The sequence below is a fragment of the Gordonibacter sp. Marseille-P4307 genome, assembly GCF_900604965.1.
In the GTDB taxonomy this organism is placed as follows: Bacteria; Actinomycetota; Coriobacteriia; order Coriobacteriales; family Eggerthellaceae; genus Berryella.
In genome coordinates this window covers 978,955-999,558 of sequence record NZ_UWPD01000001.1, presented here as the reverse complement: position 1 = coordinate 999,558, position 20,604 = coordinate 978,955, and the positions used below count along the sequence as shown (strand labels likewise).

At 59.6% G+C, this 20,604-nt stretch carries 17 protein-coding genes and 1 tRNA gene; 4 read left to right on the top strand and 14 right to left on the bottom strand.

All coding sequences use genetic code 11. The features are described from left to right. Positions 1–317: 317 nt before the first annotated feature. Complete coding sequence (locus tag EIH26_RS04415; protein WP_124061068.1) at positions 318–1,226, bottom strand: site-specific tyrosine recombinase; 909 nt, start codon at positions 1,224–1,226, stop codon at positions 318–320. A gap of 18 nt (positions 1,227–1,244) precedes the next feature. After that, positions 1,245–2,846, bottom strand: coding sequence for a CTP synthase (locus tag EIH26_RS04410; protein ID WP_124061067.1), 1,602 nt, complete (start codon positions 2,844–2,846; stop codon positions 1,245–1,247). A gap of 334 nt (positions 2,847–3,180) precedes the next feature. Here EIH26_RS04410 and EIH26_RS04405 point away from each other — a divergent pair, with 334 nt between their 5' ends. Further along, positions 3,181–4,662, top strand: coding sequence for a DUF1846 domain-containing protein (locus EIH26_RS04405; RefSeq protein WP_124061066.1), 1,482 nt, complete (start codon positions 3,181–3,183; stop codon positions 4,660–4,662). Positions 4,663–5,010: 348 nt separating this feature from the next. On the opposite strand, the gene asnB is transcribed toward EIH26_RS04405, so the two are convergent. Beyond that, positions 5,011–6,975, bottom strand: a complete 1,965-nt coding sequence (asnB, locus tag EIH26_RS04400; protein ID WP_124061065.1) for an asparagine synthase (glutamine-hydrolyzing) — start codon at positions 6,973–6,975, stop codon at positions 5,011–5,013. 169 nt (positions 6,976–7,144) lie between these two features. Here asnB and EIH26_RS04395 point away from each other — a divergent pair, with 169 nt between their 5' ends. Continuing rightward, positions 7,145–8,437: a carboxylate--amine ligase gene (locus tag EIH26_RS04395; protein ID WP_124061064.1), complete on the top strand. Its 1,293-nt coding sequence runs from the start codon at positions 7,145–7,147 to the stop codon at positions 8,435–8,437. Between the two features lie 43 nt (positions 8,438–8,480). On the opposite strand, the gene EIH26_RS04390 is transcribed toward EIH26_RS04395, so the two are convergent. Continuing rightward, the gene (locus EIH26_RS04390; RefSeq protein ID WP_124061063.1) at positions 8,481–10,277 is read right to left on the bottom strand and encodes an FAD-dependent oxidoreductase; all 1,797 of its coding nucleotides are present in this window, start codon (positions 10,275–10,277) and stop codon (positions 8,481–8,483) included. A gap of 237 nt (positions 10,278–10,514) precedes the next feature. On the opposite strand from EIH26_RS04390, the gene EIH26_RS04385 reads away from it, so the two are divergent. Continuing rightward, the gene (locus EIH26_RS04385; protein ID WP_124061062.1) at positions 10,515–11,471 is read left to right on the top strand and encodes a LysR family transcriptional regulator; all 957 of its coding nucleotides are present in this window, start codon (positions 10,515–10,517) and stop codon (positions 11,469–11,471) included. Positions 11,472–11,532: 61 nt separating this feature from the next. Here EIH26_RS04385 and EIH26_RS04380 read toward each other — a convergent pair whose 3' ends face one another. The 3 genes from EIH26_RS04380 to EIH26_RS04370 form a co-directional block, all read right to left on the bottom strand. Beyond that, positions 11,533–12,687 (bottom strand): C40 family peptidase, encoded by a 1,155-nt coding sequence (locus EIH26_RS04380; RefSeq protein ID WP_124061061.1) that lies wholly within the window; start codon positions 12,685–12,687, stop codon positions 11,533–11,535. A gap of 409 nt (positions 12,688–13,096) precedes the next feature. After that, positions 13,097–14,167 carry an NlpC/P60 family protein gene (locus EIH26_RS04375; protein WP_124061060.1) on the bottom strand — a complete coding sequence of 357 codons (1,071 nt, stop codon included), beginning with the start codon at positions 14,165–14,167 and terminating at the stop codon, positions 13,097–13,099. A 115-nt stretch (positions 14,168–14,282) separates the two neighbouring features. Then, positions 14,283–15,182 carry an NAD(+)/NADH kinase gene (locus EIH26_RS04370; protein ID WP_124061059.1) on the bottom strand — a complete coding sequence of 300 codons (900 nt, stop codon included), beginning with the start codon at positions 15,180–15,182 and terminating at the stop codon, positions 14,283–14,285. Positions 15,183–15,351: 169 nt separating this feature from the next. On the opposite strand from EIH26_RS04370, the gene murJ reads away from it, so the two are divergent. After that, positions 15,352–16,980, top strand: coding sequence for a murein biosynthesis integral membrane protein MurJ (gene murJ, locus EIH26_RS04365; RefSeq protein ID WP_241152756.1), 1,629 nt, complete (start codon positions 15,352–15,354; stop codon positions 16,978–16,980). Here the strand turns inward: murJ and map are convergent. From map to rpmG, 7 genes are all read right to left on the bottom strand, one after another. Further along, complete coding sequence (gene map / locus EIH26_RS04360) at positions 16,943–17,689, bottom strand: type I methionyl aminopeptidase (protein ID WP_124061057.1); 747 nt, start codon at positions 17,687–17,689, stop codon at positions 16,943–16,945. The two genes, murJ and map, sit on opposite strands and share 38 nt — an antisense overlap. A 119-nt stretch (positions 17,690–17,808) precedes the next feature. Then, positions 17,809–18,522, bottom strand: coding sequence for a 50S ribosomal protein L1 (rplA, locus tag EIH26_RS04355; RefSeq protein ID WP_124061056.1), 714 nt, complete (start codon positions 18,520–18,522; stop codon positions 17,809–17,811). A 105-nt stretch (positions 18,523–18,627) separates the two neighbouring features. Beyond that, entirely contained in the window at positions 18,628–19,128 is a 501-nt protein-coding gene (rplK, locus tag EIH26_RS04350; RefSeq protein ID WP_124061055.1) for a 50S ribosomal protein L11, read from the bottom strand. A gap of 97 nt (positions 19,129–19,225) precedes the next feature. Next, on the bottom strand, positions 19,226–19,765 hold the full coding sequence (gene nusG / locus EIH26_RS04345) for a transcription termination/antitermination protein NusG (RefSeq protein WP_124061054.1): 540 nt from the start codon (positions 19,763–19,765) through the stop codon (positions 19,226–19,228). A gap of 2 nt (positions 19,766–19,767) precedes the next feature. Further along, positions 19,768–20,187: a preprotein translocase subunit SecE gene (secE, locus tag EIH26_RS04340; protein WP_124061053.1), complete on the bottom strand. Its 420-nt coding sequence runs from the start codon at positions 20,185–20,187 to the stop codon at positions 19,768–19,770. Positions 20,188–20,299: 112 nt separating this feature from the next. After that, a tRNA-Trp gene (locus tag EIH26_RS04335) sits at positions 20,300–20,376 on the bottom strand. 17 nt (positions 20,377–20,393) lie between these two features. Further along, a complete protein-coding gene (rpmG, locus tag EIH26_RS04330) occupies positions 20,394–20,543 on the bottom strand; it encodes a 50S ribosomal protein L33 (RefSeq protein WP_039689597.1) in 150 nt (49 codons plus the stop codon). Between the last annotated feature and the right edge of the window lie 61 nt (positions 20,544–20,604).

The following is a 20,604-nucleotide window of genomic DNA, read 5'->3' as shown; positions in this document are numbered from 1 at the left end:
TGATCGCTGATAGAAAAAGCGTTCATGATTAGCTCGGACGGCAACGAGACCGAACGATGCACGTTATAACATCAGAGATACCCACCATATGGTGTTGTTGCTGTAAATAGAGCACAACATATGAGTGCAGAAGAAACGAATGGACCTTCGATCGAAGCGGTGGGAGAAAGTGGGAGCGGCGCGCAGACCCGCGAACATGACTCGATGCCGACCGAATGCAGCCACAATTTCGCCATACGCTTCGCGCGAAGGCGCTTCTGAGCTACCCTCGAGCGCAAACGGGGGGATCGAACCGAACAACCTGCGCCGCTGCGGTTCTACGATGACGCGCGGGCACGCGGGTGGGCGGCAAGGTATTCCTCCCTGATGTGGGATCTGTTCACATGCGTGTAGATCTGCGTGGTGGAGATGTCCGCATGGCCCAGAATCTCCTGAATAACCCGCAGATCGGCACCGCCTTCCAGCATATGGGTCGCAAACGAATGACGCAAAGTGTGGGGATGGAGGTTCTCGATACCCACCAGAGCCCCCGCGTCCGAAACGATTCTGTGAGCGCTCTGCCGAGACAGACGCGACCCGCGCGCATTCAGAAACACTGCCGAGGCAGACGATGACGAGGGTTTCATCAGCTGCGAACGACCCTGCTCGAGATAGCTTGAAAGCGCCAGGGCGGCGCACCCCGACAGGGGCGCGACCCGCTCTTTGCCGCCTTTGCCCACGATTCGCACGAACCCCTCGTCAAAGCCGATCCGGTCGAGGTCGAGTCCCACCGCCTCGCTCACGCGCAAACCGCATCCGTACAGAACTTCGAGAAGCGCCCGGTTGCGCAACGAGGCCGCGTCGGATCCCCCCATGAAATCGAGCATGGACGCAATACGCTCGATAGATACGACATCCGGCAATCGTGCGGGAGGCTTGGGCAGCTTCACCGTCGAAGCGGGGTTCGACTCGAGCCTGCCTTCGCGCACCAGAAAGCGATGGAAGCCTTTGACAACCGAAAGATGCCGATCGATGCTGGAAACCGCGTAACCCTGGTCGAGAAGATGCGTTTCGTAGCCAACGATGTCGCCCCGTTTCACCGACGAGAGCTCGAGCGTCCCCCGATGAACGAGAAACCGCGCATAGTCCGCCAGGTCGGACTCGTATGCGCGCACGGTGAGGGAAGACGCTCCTCGCTCGACGCGCAGGTACGCCAGGTACTCGCTGCGGGCCGATTCAAACGCCACGACTCTTCCCTTCCCCGGTTAACCGCGTTTCGCGCAAGCCGCTTTCACGAAACCGATGAACAGCGGATGCGGGCGCGTCGGACGACTTTTGAACTCTGGATGCGCCTGGCTGGCAACGTACCACGGATGATCGGGGATTTCCACCATCTCGACCAACCGACCGCTGGGTGATGTGCCCGAAATGGACAGCCCGGCGTCAACCAGCTGGTCGCGATAGGTGTTGCTCACCTCGAAGCGATGACGATGGCGCTCGTGAATCGTCTCTTCCCCGTACGCTTCGAAGGCCCTGCTGTTCGGATCCACCTTGCACGGATACGATCCGAGGCGCATCGTGCCGCCCTTCTCTTCGACGCCTTCCTGCTCGGGCATGAGGTCGATCACGGGATGCGCCAGATCTTGGTCGAACTCGGCCGAAGATGCTCCCTGCAAACGCGCGACGTTGCGGGCAAATTCGCATACCGCCGCCTGAAGGCCGAGGCAGATACCGAAATAGGGCGTCCCGCTCTCGCGCGCATAGCGGGCGGCGGCGATCTTGCCCTCGAAGGCCCGCTGTCCGAATCCGCCTGGAACCAAAATGCCGTCCATCGACCCCAGAAGCTCCGCAGCGTTGCCGTCTGACAACTCGCCCCCGTCGATCAGATGGGCGCGTACGTTCACCCCCAGCGCAACCCCGGCATGGTGCAGCGCCTCGGTAACCGACAGATAGGCGTCGGGCAAACTCACGTACTTGCCCACCACCGCGATCTCGCACGACCCCTCGCATGCGCGCGCCGCTTTCACGAACCTGGAAAGCGGACTCAGATCGATCTCGCGCGCCTCGATACCCATCCGCTTGCACACCTTGACGTCGAAGCCCTGTTCGAACAGTTTGAAGGGAACCTCGTAGATCGAGGGGGAATCTTCGCAACCGAATACCGCGTCGGCATCGACGTCGCAGAACAGCGCGATTTTCTCGCGCACGGCGGCATCGACCTCGCGATCCGAACGGCACACGATGAAGTCGGGCTGCACGCCCAAAGAGCGCATCTCTTTCACCGAATGCTGGGTGGGCTTGGTTTTCAATTCGTGAGCGGCGGCGATGTAGGGAACGAGCGTCACATGGACGAATACCGCGTCTCCTGAGGGAAGCTCTTTTTTGAACTGGCGCGCGGCTTCGATGAACGGTTGGCTTTCGATGTCTCCGATCGTGCCGCCGATCTCCGAGATCACGAAGTCGGCGCCGGACTGTTCGGCCGCCTGGCGGATGCGCTGCTTGATAGCGTCGGTTACATGAGGGATGACCTGCATCGTTCCACCCAAAAAATCTCCTCGGCGCTCGCGGGCGATAAGCGTCTGGTAGATCGAGCCCTGGGTGAAGTTCGACGCGCGCGAAAGGTTCTCGTCGATGAAGCGCTCGTAATGGCCCAGATCGAGATCGCCCTCATGGCCGTCCTCAGTCACGAACACCTCGCCGTGCTGAAACGGCGACATCGTTCCGGGATCGACGTTCAGATACGGATCCATCTTCTGCATGGTCACCCTGTATCCGCGCGCTTTGAGGAGATGCCCCAAGGAAGCCGCCGTAATGCCCTTGCCCAAAGACGACACCACGCCCCCCGTCACGAAAATGTACTTTGCCATCGCGCTCCTGCCTCCCGAACCCTCGGTTTGAATGGTTGCATCTTCAAAATAAAAAACGCCTGCAACGCCGAAACGGCCTCGCAAACGTCTTTCGATTCTAACAGCCCGCACCCCGTAGCCCGATAATTCGCAATGAGCACACGCCCAGATTTCCAACGTGTTTCAACGCGAGCGATGCTCGGCAAACCTCGTCGTTTTCCATAGACGGACGCGTTTCCCGCCAAGCGGGATACCGCGGGTGATCTATACTGTTCCCTATTGCCGAAAACCGCCCGAAAGCCGTCGGATGTTTTCGGAAAACTACTGAAATACCTTATTTACCAGGAGGGATGGAATGCGACAAGGATTCGATAACGAGAAGTACATCGAGCTGCAAGCGGCCCACATCAGGGAGCGCATCAATCAGTTCGGCGGAAAGCTCTACCTCGAATTCGGCGGCAAGCTGTTCGACGACTACCATGCCGCGCGCGTGCTCCCCGGCTTCGAGCCCGACACCAAGCTGCGCATGCTCCAGGCTTTGGCTGACGAAGCCGAAATCGTGATCGCCATAAACGCAAACGACATCGAACGCAACAAGATCAGGGGCGATTTGGGCATCACCTACGATGAGGACGTCCTGCGCCTGGTAGACGCATTCAACGATCGAGGGTTTTTCGTGGGCAGCATCGTCATCACGCAGTATCGCAACCAGCCTAACGCAGACCAGTTCCGCGAGCGCCTGAGCGCCCTGGGGCTGCGCACTTACCTGCACTATCCCATCGCCGGTTACCCCTACGACATCGATCACATCGTAAGCGATGAGGGTTACGGGAAAAACGACTTCATCGAGACCTCGCGGCCGTTGGTGGTCGTCACCGCACCCGGACCGGGTTCGGGCAAAATGGCCACCTGCCTCTCCCAGCTGTTCAACGAGCATCGTCGCGGCATCACCGCCGGGTACGCGAAGTTCGAGACCTTCCCTATCTGGAATATTCCCCTGGATCATCCCGTCAACATCGCCTACGAAGCCGCCACGGTCGATCTGGACGATGTGAACGCCATCGACCCGTTCCATCTGGAGGCCTACGGGCAAACCACCGTGAACTACAACCGCGACATCGAGATCTTCCCCGTGCTGAAAGCCATGCTCGACGGCATTCAGGGCGAAAGCCCCTACCAGTCGCCTACCGACATGGGGGTCAATATGGCGGGCAAGGCCATCGTCGATGACGAGACCGTGCGCGCGGCCGCCAACCGCGAGATCGTGCGCCGTTATTTCAAGGCCGCCGAGACCGCGCGCCGGATGGGGACCGAAGCCGTCGATGCGGCCAAGGTCAAGCTTCTGATGAAGAAAGCGCACATCGATATCGACCTCATCCCCTCGCGCGCCGCCGCGCTGACCCGCGCCGCCGAAACCGAGCGCGCAGCCGGGGCAATCGAGCTGCATGACGGGCGCGTGATCACCGGGAAGTCCTCGGAGCTTTTGGGGGCGGCCGCCTCGGTGCTGATCAACGCGATGAAGGCGCAGGCGGGCATCGCCGATGAGACCTGGGTGATCTCGAATCGCGCTCTGGAACCCATCTGCAGCCTGCGCGAGAACCAGCTGAACCAGCGCACCCCCCAGCTGCATCCTCTCGAGATGCTGATTGCGCTTTCCACCAGCTCCATCGACTCGCCCGATGCCGAAAAGGCCATCTCGCATCTGAAAGAGCTGCGCGGATGCGATGCGCACTTCTCGTTCATCCTGCACGAGGAAGACGAGCAGCTGCTGCGCACGCTGGGCATCAACGTATGCTGTGAACCCCAGTTCGAACAAGGTCGCTACTACCACGCCTAAAGAGCGAACCGAGCAGTACGGGCGCGAAACCGTTCCGCAAATCGACTGTCTTGTCAATCGAAACGGGCCCTCTCGATATCGAGAGGGCCCGTTGGCGTGCTTAGGTTACCTTAAACCGCGCATTCTCTTTGACCGATGCACCTTGGCTCGGGCGTCGTCGTCGCTACGAATCGCTGCGGGTGCGACGCAGTGCAGAGACGATCAGGATCACGAAAGCTCCTGCACACACCGCAAGGGCACCGTCCCCCGTCTGAGGCATCACGGTCACCTTCTCAAGGAAAGGCCGGCAACAGCCGGCCTCCCAGACGAGAGCGAGTTATCGAAAGAATCCTTATAGCGAAGTAAACCCTATGCTACCTGGGTTTTAGGCGCCCACTTCTCCGACGAGGCACCGAAGAACACCTCGTACCAACACAGGAAGCAGTAGATGTTCCAGATGCGCATCATCTTCAGCTTGCCGCGGCCTTCGGTGGTCGCGAAGCTGGCGCTTTTGTGATCGTCCAGCATCCGCATCAAGTAGTCCACATTGAAGAACTCGTGCGCCGCAGCGCTCGTGAACGCCTCTTTGATGCGGTTGTAGAACAAATCGGTCTGCAGCCACACCGTCAGAGGCGTGATGAAGGGCTGCTTGGGCATGTTGGCAACCTTCTTCTGGAAACCCAGTTTGCTCGCAGCCACGCGCAAAGCATATTTGGAATGCGTATCGTCCACACGACACGCGGTGGGCAGCTGCAGCGCCACGTCGAGCACCTTCTTGTCAAGGAAGGGAACGCGCAGCTCAATGGAATGCGCCATGGACATCTTGTCGGCCTTGAGGCAGATGTCGAAGGGCATGTAGCTCACCATATCGACGTACTGCGTCTGCGTGATTATGTCGGTGTTCTGCTTGGCCGCTTCCTCGAAATGGGGACGCGCCCATTCCCACGGTTTGCACGGACCGGCATAGCCCTTCAAAACGCTGGGAATCTCGTCCCACATGTAGTTCATCGACGTGCGCTGATACGATTTCTCGGGGCCGCCCGAACCGCGCATGAGGAAGCGTCGACCGTGGAAGGCGGGCAGCTTCTCGGCCACCGCGCCAGCCAGGGCGCGCAAGGGACGCGGGACGGCCAGGTACTTCGAGAACTCGTACTGATCGTGGTAGATCCAGTACCCGCCGAACAGCTCGTCGGCGCCCTCTCCAGACTGCACCACCTTCACCTGTTTGCGCGCCAGCTGCGACACGAAATACAGGGGGATCGCGCTCGGTGCGCCCAAAGGCTCGTCCATGTGGTACTGCTCGGTGGGAACGATATCCAGGAACTCTTTGGCCGACACGCGCGTCTCGAAGTTGGGCAAGCCCGCCCACGCGGCGAAACTGCTGGAGTCGGCCAGCTCGTCGAGCTTGATCTCGAAATCGGACTGTTCGGCAATCTCGGCCAGCTTCTCCTCGCAGCCGATCTCGTAACCCACCGAAAACGTCTTGACGCCCTCGGCGTGATGCCGGCCCATCGCGTAAGCGGCAAGCGACGAGTCGATGCCTCCGGACAGGAAGCTGCCCACTTCTACATCGGCGATCTCGTGGGCGCGCACAGACTCGTCGAACGTGTCGCGCACGATATCGGCCCATTCGTCAAGGCTCTTGGACTCGTCGATGTTGTACGTGATGCGATAGAAGCACTCGATGTCAAGACGACCCTGCTCGAACACCATAAAGTGACCGGGCAAAAGCTTGTGAACGCCCTCGAACATGGTTTGGGAATCGTTCATGTACTCGAAGCACAGGTACTGAGGCAGCATCGCCCGGTTCACGGCCTTGCGGAACTTCGGGTGCGCGAGAAACGCCTTGATCTCGGATCCGTAGATAAGCCGCCCGCCATCGTGCTGATAGTAAAACGGCTTGATACCGAAGATATCACGCGCGCAGATCAAGCGCTTTTTAGCATCGTCCCAGATGGCGATGGCGAACATGCCGCGAAGCCGCTCGAACACATCGGTGCCCCACGCCTCGTAGCCGTGAACGATGGTTTCGGTATCGCCATTGGTGACGAAGGTATAACCTAGATCCTGAAGCTCGGCGCGCAGCTCCTGGAAATTGTAGATCTCGCCGTTGAAGGTAACCGTCACCGTAGCATCGGCGTTCTGCATGGGCTGACGGCTTCCTTCAAGATCGATGATCGACAGGCGCCTGAACCCCATCGCGATGTCGTCGTTCACGAAATAGCCCTCGTCGTCGGGACCACGATGAATGATGCGGTCCGCCATGTCCTTGACGATGTCGCGGTTGACCCGCTGGTCGAAGTCGACTGCGGTGAAGCCTACGAATCCACACATGCGGATATACCTTCCTCTTTGCGATAGTCGGGCACGAAACCCGGCGTTTTGAGGCGCTTACGTTGTTTCGCGCATCTCCGCCGGCACGTTAGAGCCTAAAAGCCCCCGGTATGAAATAATGGCTGCGTCACGAAGCACGCAGTACCCACGTCGAGGAGCAAAGTCTACCATGAGCGCAGACGCGAACGTTAACCTGCAACAAAACGATATCTCGAAACACCTCGTTCCCGTTGTCGTGGGAGGCGACATCCTTGCCTACAGCTACGTGCGCGAACTCCACCGTGCCTATCGAATCTCGCGCACCATCGTACTGGCCAGCCAAGATATCAAGATGCTGTCAAGCAGCAGATTCACCGACTACCGCCTCATCGAAGGCGTCACCACGCAGGAAAGCGTCCTGTACCCCGCCCTCGAATCGATCGCGCACGAGGCGCTTGCGACCGATCCCCGGGCGCAGCTGCTGGTCCTTGGCTGCGACGACGTGCACGCGCGTCTGCTGTCATCGGGGAAAGAGCGCCTGGAGGCCGCCGGATTCGCGGTGCCCTACATCGATTTCTCCCTACTGGACGAGATCACGCAGAAGCGACGCTTCTACGAACTGTGCGAAGAGCTGGATATCCCCTACCCCGAAACCCGGTACTTCGACTGCGCGACCGGCCCCGCCGATCTGCCGGTCGACACGTTCAGCTATCCGCTCATCGCCAAACCCTCGAACTCCGCCCAGTTCCAGGATGCCTCCATCCCGCGCAAACGCAAGATCTACGAGATCGAATCGCCCCAGGAGATGCAGCAGGTATGGCATGACATCCGCACCTCGGACTACGATGCCGAACTGGTGCTTCAGGACTTCGTTCCCGGAGGCGACGACGCCATCCGCACGCTCACCACGTTCTCCGATGCCGACGGAACCATTCGCGTCGTATCAGGCGGGCAGGTGTGTCTGCAAGACCACGACCCCACCGCGCTTGGAAACCCCCTGGCCATTCTAGGAGAGCGCCAGCAAGACATCATCGACGCCGCCGCCCGGTTCCTCAAACGCACCGGTTATCGCGGTATGGCGAACTTCGACATCAAATACGACAGCCGCGACGGGTCGTTCCGCTTCTTCGAGGTGAACACCCGCTGCGGGCGCAACACCTACTATATGAGCCTGGGCGGCGTGAACTTCGCGAGCCTTATCGTGCGCGAGTTCGTTTTGGGCGAGGAGATTCCCTATCGGGAGGCCTACGATCCCTTCCTGTACTGCTGCGTGCCCGCCTACGTGCTGAAGCGCAGCATCCGCGACGAAGTTCTTCTGAAGCGCGCCCTCGACACCCTGAGGCGCACCCGCGACGCCTACCCGCTTCGCTATCGGCCCGACTCCGTAATGCACGGGATCTGGTCGAGCATCATGCACCTCAACCAGATCCGCAAATTCAAACGCTTCTATTGGGACACCGACGGCAAGCAGCTGAAAGAATAGGCGGCTGCAAAACCAAGCAGCCGCCCGAATCCAAACCAGACCTTTACTGCGGGTCGCTCTTCCCGTCCTCGGCCATGATGCCACCCGCGGCCATATAACCGCCGACGAAGGAGAGGCCCAGGTCGGCGTACATGCCGGTCAGGGGCTTACCGGCAGCGTTGCCGTCGCCCGCCGATCCGCCAGCTGTATGCCATCCGGCATACAGTCCGGGAATAGCGGCCCCCGACGTGGAGATTACCTGCATGCGGGAGTTCACCAGAAGGCCGCACTTCGACCCGAACACATGCCCGCCCAGCTTCGCTCCGTAAAACGGGGGTTCGTCTATCTTGATCAGCCATTCTTTTGGATACTTGTAAGAAGCGACGTGATCCTCTCCCGCCTCGCATGCGCCGTTCCATACGCGCACCGCCTCAACCAGCGTGCCCGTCTCCAATCCCAAGGCCTCTTCGAGTTCTTCGACGGTGTCGCACTTCTTGATGGCTCCTCCGTCGATCATCTGCTGGAACCCGGTATGCCAGTCGCGCAGCCACTCGGGAACGCGATCGATGTAGGGATCGTCGGCAGCCACGATCTTGGCCTTGCGGCAGATCACCTGACCGAAGAAGTTCTTCGTCACCAGCTCGTCGAACTTGGAATCGAAGCACACGAAGGTCTTTCCCCCGGGCTGCGCCATCTCGATACCGGCCGTGTCGCACAAACCGGCGGACGAGGGGGAAGCCTCGGTGGTGTACGGGAAACTGCGCGCCGACGTCGAGATGTACGGAACGCGCTGCCCCAGGCTGTTGATGCGGAGCCAGGGCTGACGCAGCGCCTGATTGCCGTCCTTGTTGATGTGGCAGTCCATCTCGGTGTCGAACTCGTTGTAGTCGCGCCACCACACGCCGCCGTCGAACGCCCCCGTCGAATCGAAACCGCTTAAGGCCGCACCGACCCCCTGGCCCATGCGGATGCACTCGCCCGTGCCGTTCGGAGGCGTGGCGATGTTGGCGATTCCCTCGAGGCAGGTCGCGCTGTACTTGGCCATCATGGCCCGGTTCACTTCCATGCCGCCGGCCGTGAGCACCACCGCACGCGTCGCCCGGATGAACCTGTCGCGGCCGCCCGACGAGATGCGCACACCCGTGACGCGGGTGCCGTCGAACACCAGGGCCGTCACCGGGCTGCTGGTGCGAATGTCGACCCCGGCGCCCTCCGCAGTCGCGGCCAGCTGCTTAAACGGGATGAGGTTCACGTTGATGCCGTTGGTGGGCGTCGACATGCCCTCCCATTCAAGCAGCCCCGCGCCCGCAGGAGAGGGGTTCATGGGAACCCACTTCGCACCTGCCTTCTCGTTCATCCAGTCGATGCACTTGGGCCCTTCGAGCGCCATGGCGCGCATGAGCTCGGGATCCCCCGTCATCTGCTGGCAATCAAGCATGAACTCGACGATGTTGTCGACGTCGTACGGGTAGCTGGGATACGCCCATTTGCGGTCTTCGGCCTGCTTGTGACCGCCGAAATTGGAAAACACCGACGAATGCTTGGAGTTTCCGCCCAGGTCTTCGTTGCGCTCGAGCATAACGACCTTGTAGCCCGCCTGGGCCAGGCGGATCGACGCATTGGTACCGCCAGCGCCCGATCCGACCACCACGACCTCGAACTCCTCATCCCACGAGCTGGGCTCGGAGACGGGTTCGATGGGAGCGGCGGCCTCCTCGAAAGCATCCTTCTCCTTCGACGCGGCATCCATCTTCTGCCCGTCTTTCGCCTTGGGCTGAGCGCAGCCGGTCAGACCAGCCAAAGCGCCCGCTCCCGTGGCCAGCGCAGCACCCTTCAAGAAGCTTCTGCGATCCATAGCCATATGAAACCCTCCTTCTCGTTTCCATCCCTCGCCGCTTGGACGCCCCCTTCGCGCCCAAGCGACCTCTTCGGTTCCATGGTATGAACGTGAAGCCGAAAACGCACGGTCGAAGTTCGACCTCGATGCAGGAAAACCGACAGCTCTGTTGGAACGCCGACACCCGATGCGCTTTTACGCACAGCAGCGCAATGGGGCCAAATCAGATATCCTGATAAGAACGACTGCGGAAGGGACGCCATGGATACCCGACATCTGGAAGAGTTTCTTGCATTGGCACACGATCTGAACTGGTCGTCCGCTGCCCAGAGAACCTTTGTCGCACGGGCGACGCTTACCGAGCACATAGCCGATCTCGAATCCGAACTCGGCTGTCGCCTGTTCAAAAAGGAGGGGAGAAACCTTGTACTCACCCCTTTGGGCAAAAGATTCGTAGGCGACGCAGACGACCTCGTTCAACGTGCCCGAAAAACCGTGAGCGAGTATCGGGCGCTCGAAGGAAACTTTCTGATGGTGAAGATTTCGGCCACGAATCTTCCCTGGATCGAAAGCCTGCTCCATCGAGCATGCCGAAGCCTCGACGCTTCAGCCAATCGAAAGGTTGTCGAAATAGCCACCGTTCCCAGCGCAGCCAGTAATATCCATGCGCTCGAGGATGGATCGAACGACCTGGTGGTTGCCGGCATCAAATCCTGGATGCCGAAATCGGAAGCCGAACATACGCTCGAAGAAAGAGGGCTTGCAGGGTTCTTCGTGCGCCGGGAACCCATCCATTTCTACGTCACCGAGGGAAACGATCTGTTCAAAAAGGATTCTGTGCGAGCCGCCGATCTGGACGGGAAGACCATAATCGCACCTCCCGACATCTACGATGGGTACATCCGAGATGGCGTGGTCGCACAATTCGCCGAACTGGGGGCTCGCGTGCAGTTGAAGTCGGTGCCCATCGAAAACCACTTCGACTACTTCGGACGAAACTTCGACCAGGGTGCGGGGATCGTGCCCGAAACCCTGGTTCCCCGATTCGGAATCGACAACCGAAGCGAATGCCGATCGTTCGATCTTGTGGATTTCCCGTTCGAGACCGACTTTTATGTGCTGTACCGAAAGGATTTCCTAGCTGACGAAACCGCGCGGATGCTGATAGACGAACTGAGAAGGGCCGCACACGAAAGCGACGAGCAAAGCACCTGCTGAATACGAAGTGCCGGGTACGAATTGATTCGTACCCGGCACTTCTTCAGTAGCGACGGAGACTCTAGAACTGCAGCGCCGCTGTAAATCCCGACCAAGACAAGGCATCGGTATCGCGCACCCTTGCTCCGAAAGTAGGCGCATGCACGTACGGAACGCCGCCGTAACCGATGGCGATACCGACATGCTGGTTGCGATACAAAACATCTCCAGGCCGTGCTTGGGAAACCGGAACGACGTTCTTAGCACAAGCATAAAGTGACTCGGTATAATGCGGAAGGTTCATTCCAATCTGGCGGTATGCCCAGACCACTAGACCAGAACAGTCAAACGCATCGGGACCCTCAGCACCCCAGACATAAGGACAACCAATACGAGACGTCGCATAACCAACAACTGCCGAGTTATCTCCAGCAGATCCCCCCGTTGAATACGTAGGCCTCGGAGCGGGTGCAGAAGGGGTAGCCGGGCTATTCGGAGCCGACCAGCTTCCACCATTATCGCCAAAACCTGTATCCGACGAAGCACTGGACCCCCCCGACTGCTGATGAGCAGCCGCAGCCTCAAGCGCAGCCGCGGCCGCAGCTGCGGCCTGCTCTTGCTCGAGAAGCTCGCGCGTCTCCGCATCAAGAGACTCCAAAAGAACCGATGCCTCGGCAATGCGCGAAGAAACCGTACTCTGAACGCGCTCGGCCTCGGCAGCCTTGTCGGCAGCGATCTGCTCCTGGCGAGCATACTCGTCTTTTGCAGCCTGGAGAGCCTCTTTCTGGGTCTTGGTTTCCTCCACCAAGCGAGCATCGTCTTCGTTCATCTGGTTGAGAATGTCCCAATTCTGGGTAAGCTGGGAGAACGAAGAGGCTCCGAGGATGAAGTCGAGGAAGCCCGTGGGACCGGTGCGGTACATGCTGACGGCACGAGAATCAACGCGCGTCTGCAGCTCATCGATGCGGGAAGATGCCTGATCGATAAGGGCCTGCTGCTCTTCCATGGAAGACTGCGCAGCCTGCTGCTGTTCGAGAGCGGCATAGTAATCGTTCGACGCCTTCTCGAGGTCGGCCTGAAGGGAAACGAGCTGGTTGCGCACCTCGTCGGCCTCGGCCTGCTTCTCGGCGGCGGAGACCGCGAAGGCGCGATTCGGATTCATGACGAGAGCGGTGCCGAACAGCGCCGCGCCACCGATGAACACGCGTCTACTCAGATTCGTTACTTGTTCGCTCATAGAAACCTCCTGATCGAACAATGGGGTACATATTCGAGACGTTGCAAGCCTTATACTAACACGCGTGCTTTTTCAGGTTTGTGTTTTGTTCTTCACTTCATATCACCTGGTAGATCGATTGAATTTGCGGTATTTCGTCAACGGAGGCCAATTTCGGACGTTTTTCCCATTTTGGGTTGACAGAGCTGTGAATTTCACAATTCAGGATACTGTTTCCGCAGATCGGAAGCAAAAAATATCCGCAATATCAAGCAAAACCACCATACATTGAGTGCAAACGCGAGACGCACCCCAAGATACGGGGTGCGTCTCGTCTCGAGCTATGCATAGTGCAGAAAAAGCAGCCGGCAGACCGCGCATGCGCGAACGCTTCGACGAAAGAGCCGGCGCGTTGAAAACCCGAAGCCCCTTAGAACTGGAGCGCGCAGGTGAACCCCGACCACGAGAGGGGGTCGGTATCGCGCACCCTGGCGTTGCGCGTGGGGGCATGAACGTACTTCGATCCGCCGGGAACGAGCGCGATGCCGCAGTGCCAGTAACGGTACAGCACATCGCCGCGGCGCGCCTGCGAGATGGGAACCACGCGCTTTGCTGCTGCGTAAAGCGATTCGGTGAAATGCGGAAGGTGAATGCCTATCTGCGCGTAGGCCCACACCACCAAACCGGAGCAATCGAACGTATCGGGCCCTGCGGTACCCAAGATATACGGACATCCGATCTTCGTCAGCGCCCAGTCGGCCGCTGCGGAATTATCGGACGTCTGCCCTCCCCGATCGATCGGGCCGGCAACGGGGGCAGGAGTCTTCTCCTTAATCGTTTGACGGCGCTCCGCCTCTTCGGCCGCAGCAGCCGCCTGCTCTTGCTCCAGTAGTTCGCGCGCTTCTGCATCCAGTGTGTTCAGCAGCACCGTGGCCTTTTCCACCCGTTCATTGGCATCGGCGCTGATGTGTTCGGCTTCAGCCGCCCTATCGGCCGCAATCCGCTCCTGGTGCGCGAATTCCTCCTGCGCCGCCTCCAGCCGCGCCTCTTCCTGCTTGGTCTCCTCGATCAGACGCGCGTCCTCGTCGTTGATGCGGTTCAGCAGGTCCCAGTTCTGGGCGAGCTCGTCAAACGATTTCGCACCCAGCATGAAGTCGAGAAAGCCCGTGGGGCCGGTGCGGTACATGCTAACCGCACGATCTCCCAAACGTTGCTGCAGATCGGAGATGCGACGGGTTGAAGCGTCGATGAGAACCTGTTGCTCGTCCATAGCCGCGCGCGCTGCGTCGCGCTCTTCTATGGCGCGATGGTAATGAGCTTCGGCCTGCTCCAAATCGGCCTGGAGCGACACGAGCTGCGCACGCACCGCATCGGCTTCAGCCTGCTTTTCCGCTGCGGAAACCGCGAAAGCGCGAGAGGGCGCCAAGGCCAGCGCCGCGCCGAACAGCACGGCCGAACCCGCGAATGCGCGTCGAGTGAGCATCGGTGATGAGAAATCCATCCAGATCCCTCCTGAGCGAACATCGCCTTTATACAAGCGCTACGGTCACCTATGCTAGCACAGCGCCGCCCTTTTCCGCGATGTTTGTAAAGGGAACCTCATAAAACCAGGTAGATTAATCGTTCATGTTGAAGAACGTTTTTGCGATGAGTTTGTAGAACCCCTCCCGGCGGTACTTCAAAAGCCGCGTGGGACGATCACTCGCGCTGACGACAACGCTTCTCACCGGCCGCTCGAACTCGACCACGTCCCCATCCACGAAAAACGAGATGTCGTGTCCGTTGGCTTGGTCGTCTGCGATGGATATCTCGACCACATCGCTGTGAGCCGTGACAATGGCGCGCGAATTGAGCGTATGGGGCGCAACCGGAACCACTACCATGCCGCGGTATCCCGAAGCCACCAAAGGGCCTCCCGCGGAAAGCGCATAGGCTGTCGATCCCGTTGCCGACGCCACCACTACGCCGTCGCCGCGCATCCGAGCCACGCGATCGCCCGAAATATCGATATCGAAGTTGAAGATGCGCCCGGACGCGCCGCGCGCGATGGTGATCTCGTTGAGGGCGTACAGCGTGCGGGGACCTTCAATGGCGTAATCCTCCTCATCGCCTGCGCACACCACCGAAATGCGCAGGTTCTCGCGCTTCTCCTCCGCGATCTCGCCCGCCAAGGCTTCTGATACCGTGGCAATGAGGTTGCCCTCCACCGTGTTGCACAAAAAGCCGAGGTGACCGAAGTTCAAACCCAGAAGCGGGCAGTCAAGCATCGCCGTGACCCGAGACGTGCGCAATATAGTGCCGTCTCCCCCCAGGGCGATCACCATATGGAACTCCCCCGCAAAGCGAGGATCAAGTCGATCGAGGCTGCAGCCCGAATAGACGAACGTGCTATCGGGCAGATCGTCGATATCCACGCTTTCGAACTCTATTCCTTGAGACTGGAAATATGCCATCAGCTGAAATCGAGCGTCAACCGCCTGGGAGTTGCTCTTGCTTCCGACAAGCAGAATTCTCATGAGGTCCGCATCCCTTCAAGCGCGCCCACCGATTCCGAGCGCGAATCCACTTGGTTCATCTAATGAAAATAGCCGGGGCCCAGCCCGCATGGTTCATTATAAGCATTGTACGTTTTCAGCCCCCGAGACGGCGTCGAGCGCGCCTATCTTCAAGAACAAAGGAAACGCTTTGAGCGAAGGAACATCGAGCGGCTCGATCGCGCGCTCCACGGCTTTGATGACGGTTGCAACCCTGGGATCGCGCGCAACGGGCCTCGTTCGCACCTGGGTGATGGCCTTCGCCCTGGGCAACACGTTCATCACCTCGTCGTACCAGGTTGCAAACAACATGCCCAACGTCATCTTCGAACTGGTGGCCGGGGGGCTTTTGGCTGCAGCGTTTCTGCCCACCTATCTTTCCGAAAAAGAGCGCCGCGGAGAGGCGGCGGGCAACCGCTTCGCCAATAACCTGCTGAATCTGGCTGTCGTGGTACTGGGCGCCATTTCGATGCTCGCAGCCGTGTTCGCACCCCAGGTGATCGCCACCCAAACGTTCACGGTGGGAGAATCGGCCGAAGTTACGGAGCTGGCCGTCGAGTTCTTCCGCGTGTTTTCCATCCAGATTCTGTTCTACGGAATCGGAGGCGTGATCACCGGCATCCTGAACGCCAACCGCGTGTACTTCATCACGGCGATCGCTCCGGCACTGAACAACGTGGCCGTCATCATCGCGTTTCTGGCCTACGTTCCGCTTTCCAGCGCCGATCCGCATCTCGCGATCGCCGTATTGGCGTTCGGAACGTCGATCGGCGTGGCGCTGCAGTTCCTCATTCAGATCCCCGCTCTGATCAAGCAGGGATTCAGGTGGCGGCCCTCCATCGACCTGAAAGACCCCGCCCTGCGCGAAGCCGTGCGAATCGCCATCCCCACGCTTATCTACGTCATCGGAACCATGATCGCGTTTTCGTGCAGAAACGCCTTCTCCCTCCAAGCAGGCGACGAGGGACCCGCGACGCTTCTGTACGCATGGACGTGGTACCAGCTTCCCTACGGCGTGCTCATCGTATCGTTTTCGCGCCCTCTGTTCACCGAGATGTCCGCCGCCGTAGCCAAGCACGATTGGATGGCCATGCGCCGCCTCACCCGCACCGGAATCGCTGTGACCGTAGTGATGGCCGTGCCCTTCACCGGGCTTATCTGCGGCCTTTCCACCCCGCTTATCAGCTTGTTTCGCGCGGGAGCGTTCAGCGCGCAAGACGTTGCCTACGTCGCCTCCATCCTGGCGCTGTGGGTGGTCAGCCTGCCCTTCTACTCGGTGACCATGCTTATGTACAACGTATACGCCAGCCTGCGCAAGTTCTTGCACTTCGCGCTGATCTGCACGGCGATGGTGGCGGTGCAGTGCGGCATGTACGCCCTTCTGTGCTCTCCCGCCGCATTCGGACTCTACGGAGTACCCGTAGCCGACCTGGTGTATTACGGTATCACCAGTATCGTGCTCACACTGCTACTGCGCCGTTACATGGGGTCGTTCGGCATCCGGCCCGTCATCTCCTCCACACTGCGCATCGTCCCCGCCGCGCTGATCGGATCGGTTGCGGCCTATGCGCTCAGCACGGTCATGCCCGGTTTGGCGCAAGAAGGCTCGATGCTGGACGGATTCGCGAAACTGGTGCTGTGCGGCCTTGCGGACCTGCTGGTATCGTTCGGCCTCGCGTTTGCGTTTCGCGTGCCCGAGATGAACCGACTCGAGCCCGTTTTGGCCAACGCGATACGCAGGATCAGTCGGAAACCAACACGGGGCCGTCATTCAAGATAGCCACCGTTTTCTCGAAATGAGCCGCCAGGCTTCCGTCGCGCGTTGAAACCAGCCAACCATCGCCCCCCTCGCGCGTCTTGTGGGATCCGAGGGTGATCATCGGCTCTATAGCCAGGACCATCCCCGCTTCGAGACGAGGGCCAGTGCGCCGCAAGCCGAAGTTGGGAACATCGGGATCCTCGTGCATATTCCTGCCGATGCCGTGTCCGGTGTATTCGCGCACAACGCCCATGCCCGCCGCACGCGCCACCTTCGACACCGCATATCCGATGTCGCCCACCCTACCGCCTACGACGGCCGCCTCGATGCCCGCCCACATGCACGCCTCGGTAACCTCCAAAAGGCGCTTCGCTGCAGGCGACACCTCTCCCACCGCGAACGTCCACGCGTTATCGCCCGCCCATCCGTTAACGGTGGCTCCCGTGTCGATGGAGATGATATCGCCCTCGCGCAAAACGCGGCGCTTGCTGGGAATGCCGTGAACGATCTCGTCGTTTATCGAAGCGCAGATCGAACACGGATAACCGCAATAGCCCTTGAACGTGGGGACGCCCCCGTTGTCGCGTATGAACTCCTCGGCAAACGCATCGAGATCCCAGGTGGTAACTCCCGGCTTGCACCGCTTCCCGATTTCCCTCAGCACGCGCGCTGACAGGGCGCCCGATCTTTTCATGGCTTCGATTTCGGCAGGCGACTTCTTGATGATCACAGCGGCTCCTTTCCCGACCGATCGGAACGAGCACGGACAGCCGATGGGGCCAATCCGATCAGATAGAAAAGGGGCCCCGCTTCAGCAAGCGGGGCCCCTTCATTCGATAGAGTGAACGCTTATTCAGCAACAGGCTGAGTATAGCCCTTCTGAACGGAAGGATCGACGCTCAAACCCGGGCTCATCGTGGAAGCGACGGTGATGCTTTTCACGTAGCGGCCCTTAGCGCTGGAAGGCTTCATGCGCAGAACCTCGTCGTACACGACACCATAGTTCTCGGCCAGCTGCTCGGCGGTAAAGCTCGCCTTGCCCAGAATGACATGCGCGATGCCGTAGCGGTCGGCGCGATACTCGACGCGGCCTCCCTTGAGCTCGGTGATGGCCTTCGCGACATCCGGGGTGACCGTACCCAGCTTGGGGTTGGGCATAAGGCCGCGGGGGCCGAGCACCTTGCCCAAACGGCCGACCTTGGCCATCTGGTCGGGCGTGGACACAGCGGCGTCGAACTCGATCTTGCCGGCGAGGATGTCGGCAACCAGATCGTCGGAACCGACGATATCGGCGCCGGCCTCAACGGCGGCGCGAGCGGCGTCGCCCTCGGCGAAGACGGCAACGCGAACGGTCTTGCCCGAGCCGTTCGGCAGCGACACGGTGCCGCGCAGCTGCTGGTCGGCCTTACGGGTATCGATGCCCAAGCGGAAGTGAACTTCGACGGTCTCGTCGAAGTTGGCGCTTGCAAGCTCTTTCAGCAGCGTGAAGGCCTCGATGGGAGCGTAGAGATCCTTGTCGATCTTCTCGACCGCTGCGCGGTACTTCTTGGTAGTTTTAGCCATCCTGTTTCCTTTCGTGGTACGTAGCGAGCCTCGACGGCTCTTCCACCTTGTATCTTCACGGCTAACGCCGCAAAAACCTCAGCGAGCGGAGTGTTCTCCGACGGGCTAGTTGCCCATCTGCTTGAGGACTTCGGCAAGCTTCTTGGAGGGAATGTACTTCTTCTTCATCTCGCGACCCTCGATGCGCACGCCCATCGAACGGGCGGTTCCCGCGATGACCTCCATGGCGGCCTCGATGGTATTGGCGTTGAGGTCGGGCATCTTGATCTCGGCGATCTCGCGCAGCTGGGCCTCGGAAAGCGTGCCGACGGTCTGGAGCTGCGGAATGGCGGCGCCGGACTTCAGACCCAGCTTCTCCTTGATGAGAACCGCCGCAGGGGGGGTCTTGCATATGAAGGTGAAGGACTTGTCCTCGTACACCGTGATCTCGACGGGGATGATGGTGCCGGACTGCTCCTGCGTCTGGGCGTTGAACGCCTGGCAGAACTGCATGATGTTGACGCCCTGCGCGCCCAGCGCGGGACCAACCGGAGGAGCGGGGTTAGCGGCGCCTGCAGGAATCTGCAGCTTCACGAAACCGGTAACCTTCTTAGCTTTAGGAGCCATGATCGATTCCTTTCAAATGCTTCAGTGCTGAATAACTCTATCGAAACGCCGTGCGTGAGAAGCCCCGGTCCACGCGGGCACGCCCAGCCGAAAACGCTTAGTCCAGTTTAGCAACCTGGTCGAAGGAAAGCTCCACCGGAGTCTCGCGACCAAAGATGGAAACCATAACCTTGACCTTGCCGGCATCGGGATGAACCTCCGAAACCACGCCGTCGAATTCGGCGAGGGGGCCGGAAACCACCTTGATCGCCTGCCCCTCTTCGATATCCGTCGAAGTTTTTTTCGGAGCGCCGGGGACGTTGCGGCCGATGCCCATGATCTTGTTGTACTCGGCACGGGTAAGCGGCTCGGGGTTTCCCTGGCTTCCCACGAAACCGGTGACGCCGGGAGTGTTGCGCACGGCAGCCCAGCTACGGGAGTCGAGCTCCATGCGAACCAAAACGTAGCCCGGGAAGATCTTGCGCTCGGTTTCGACGCGGCGGCCGCCCTCTTTGATCTCGGTGACCATCTCGGTGGGAATCTCGATGGCGAACACGTTGTTCTCGAGCCCCATGAGTTCGACACGCTGAAGGAGCGTCCGCTTGACCTTGTTCTCGTACCCCGAATACGTGTGGAGCACGTACCATTTCTTAGCCACGACTAAGCCCCCAACCCGGAAATAGCCACCAGAAGCGGCGTGATGATCACGTTGTCGAGAAGGCCGACGTACAGGCCGAAGAACAGCAGTGCGGCCACAACGACCAAACTCCACTGCACAACGTCTTGGCGCGAAGGCCACGTGACGCGCTTCAATTCGGCTTTAACGTCCTTGAAAAACGCAAAACGAGACTTCTTAGGAGTCTCCTTCTCGACCTTTTTGGCCTTCTGCTGCTTATCCTGCGCGGCAGCGGTCTCTTTCTTTTCGGACTTTGCAAAAAGACCTTTTTTGGGTGTCTCGGTGCCCTCTACCGCAGCCATGGGTTCGGAAGAGGCAACGGCTTTCTGCTCGGCCCTCTCTACCTTTTTGGCCGATCGGGCGGCGGATGCCTTCGCTCGCTGAGTCTTCGATTTATGCGCCATACACTACCTAATTCTAAAGACGGAAACACATGCCATTAAACACCAAACAAGCAGCCTGGCTTCAAGTTGCTATATAAAGCAAGTAACCTGAAAGCAAGCTGCTTATACAAGCTGGCAGGCCAGGAGGGACTCGAACCCCCAACATGCGGTTTTGGAGACCGCCGCTCTACCAATTGGAGCTACTGGCCTATGCTTGTCATCCTAAACTATCGAGTCTCGCGATGCAACGTGTGCTTGCCGCACCACTTGCAGTATTTCTTCATCTCGAGACGATCAGGAGTGGTCTGCTTGTTCTTGTTGGTCGTGTAGTTGCGGCGCTTGCACTCCGTGCATGCCAGGGTGACCAAGGTACGCATAGAATTCTCCTCTATGTTTTTCTACATCGATTGCAATGCTTGGGTATCACATGAATCTCAT

Bases quoted from the DNA above. Each gene is read 5' to 3' on its own strand.
- rpmG (WP_039689597.1), bottom strand. From the start codon at position 20,543: ATGCGTACCTTGGTCACCCTGGCATGCACGGAGTGCAAGCGCCGCAAC.
- EIH26_RS04410 (WP_124061067.1), bottom strand. From the start codon at position 2,846: ATGGCAAAGTACATTTTCGTGACGGGGGGCGTGGTGTCGTCTTTGGGC.
- EIH26_RS04370 (WP_124061059.1), bottom strand. From the start codon at position 15,182: ATGAGAATTCTGCTTGTCGGAAGCAAGAGCAACTCCCAGGCGGTTGAC.
- rplK (WP_124061055.1), bottom strand. From the start codon at position 19,128: ATGGCTCCTAAAGCTAAGAAGGTTACCGGTTTCGTGAAGCTGCAGATT.
- secE (WP_124061053.1), bottom strand. From the start codon at position 20,187: ATGGCGCATAAATCGAAGACTCAGCGAGCGAAGGCATCCGCCGCCCGA.
- rplA (WP_124061056.1), bottom strand. From the start codon at position 18,522: ATGGCTAAAACTACCAAGAAGTACCGCGCAGCGGTCGAGAAGATCGAC.
- EIH26_RS04385 (WP_124061062.1), top strand. From the start codon at position 10,515: ATGGATACCCGACATCTGGAAGAGTTTCTTGCATTGGCACACGATCTG.
- EIH26_RS04405 (WP_124061066.1), top strand. From the start codon at position 3,181: ATGCGACAAGGATTCGATAACGAGAAGTACATCGAGCTGCAAGCGGCC.
- EIH26_RS04375 (WP_124061060.1), bottom strand. From the start codon at position 14,167: ATGGATTTCTCATCACCGATGCTCACTCGACGCGCATTCGCGGGTTCG.
- asnB (WP_124061065.1), bottom strand. From the start codon at position 6,975: ATGTGTGGATTCGTAGGCTTCACCGCAGTCGACTTCGACCAGCGGGTC.
- EIH26_RS04395 (WP_124061064.1), top strand. From the start codon at position 7,145: ATGAGCGCAGACGCGAACGTTAACCTGCAACAAAACGATATCTCGAAA.
- EIH26_RS04380 (WP_124061061.1), bottom strand. From the start codon at position 12,687: ATGAGCGAACAAGTAACGAATCTGAGTAGACGCGTGTTCATCGGTGGC.
- EIH26_RS04390 (WP_124061063.1), bottom strand. From the start codon at position 10,277: ATGGCTATGGATCGCAGAAGCTTCTTGAAGGGTGCTGCGCTGGCCACG.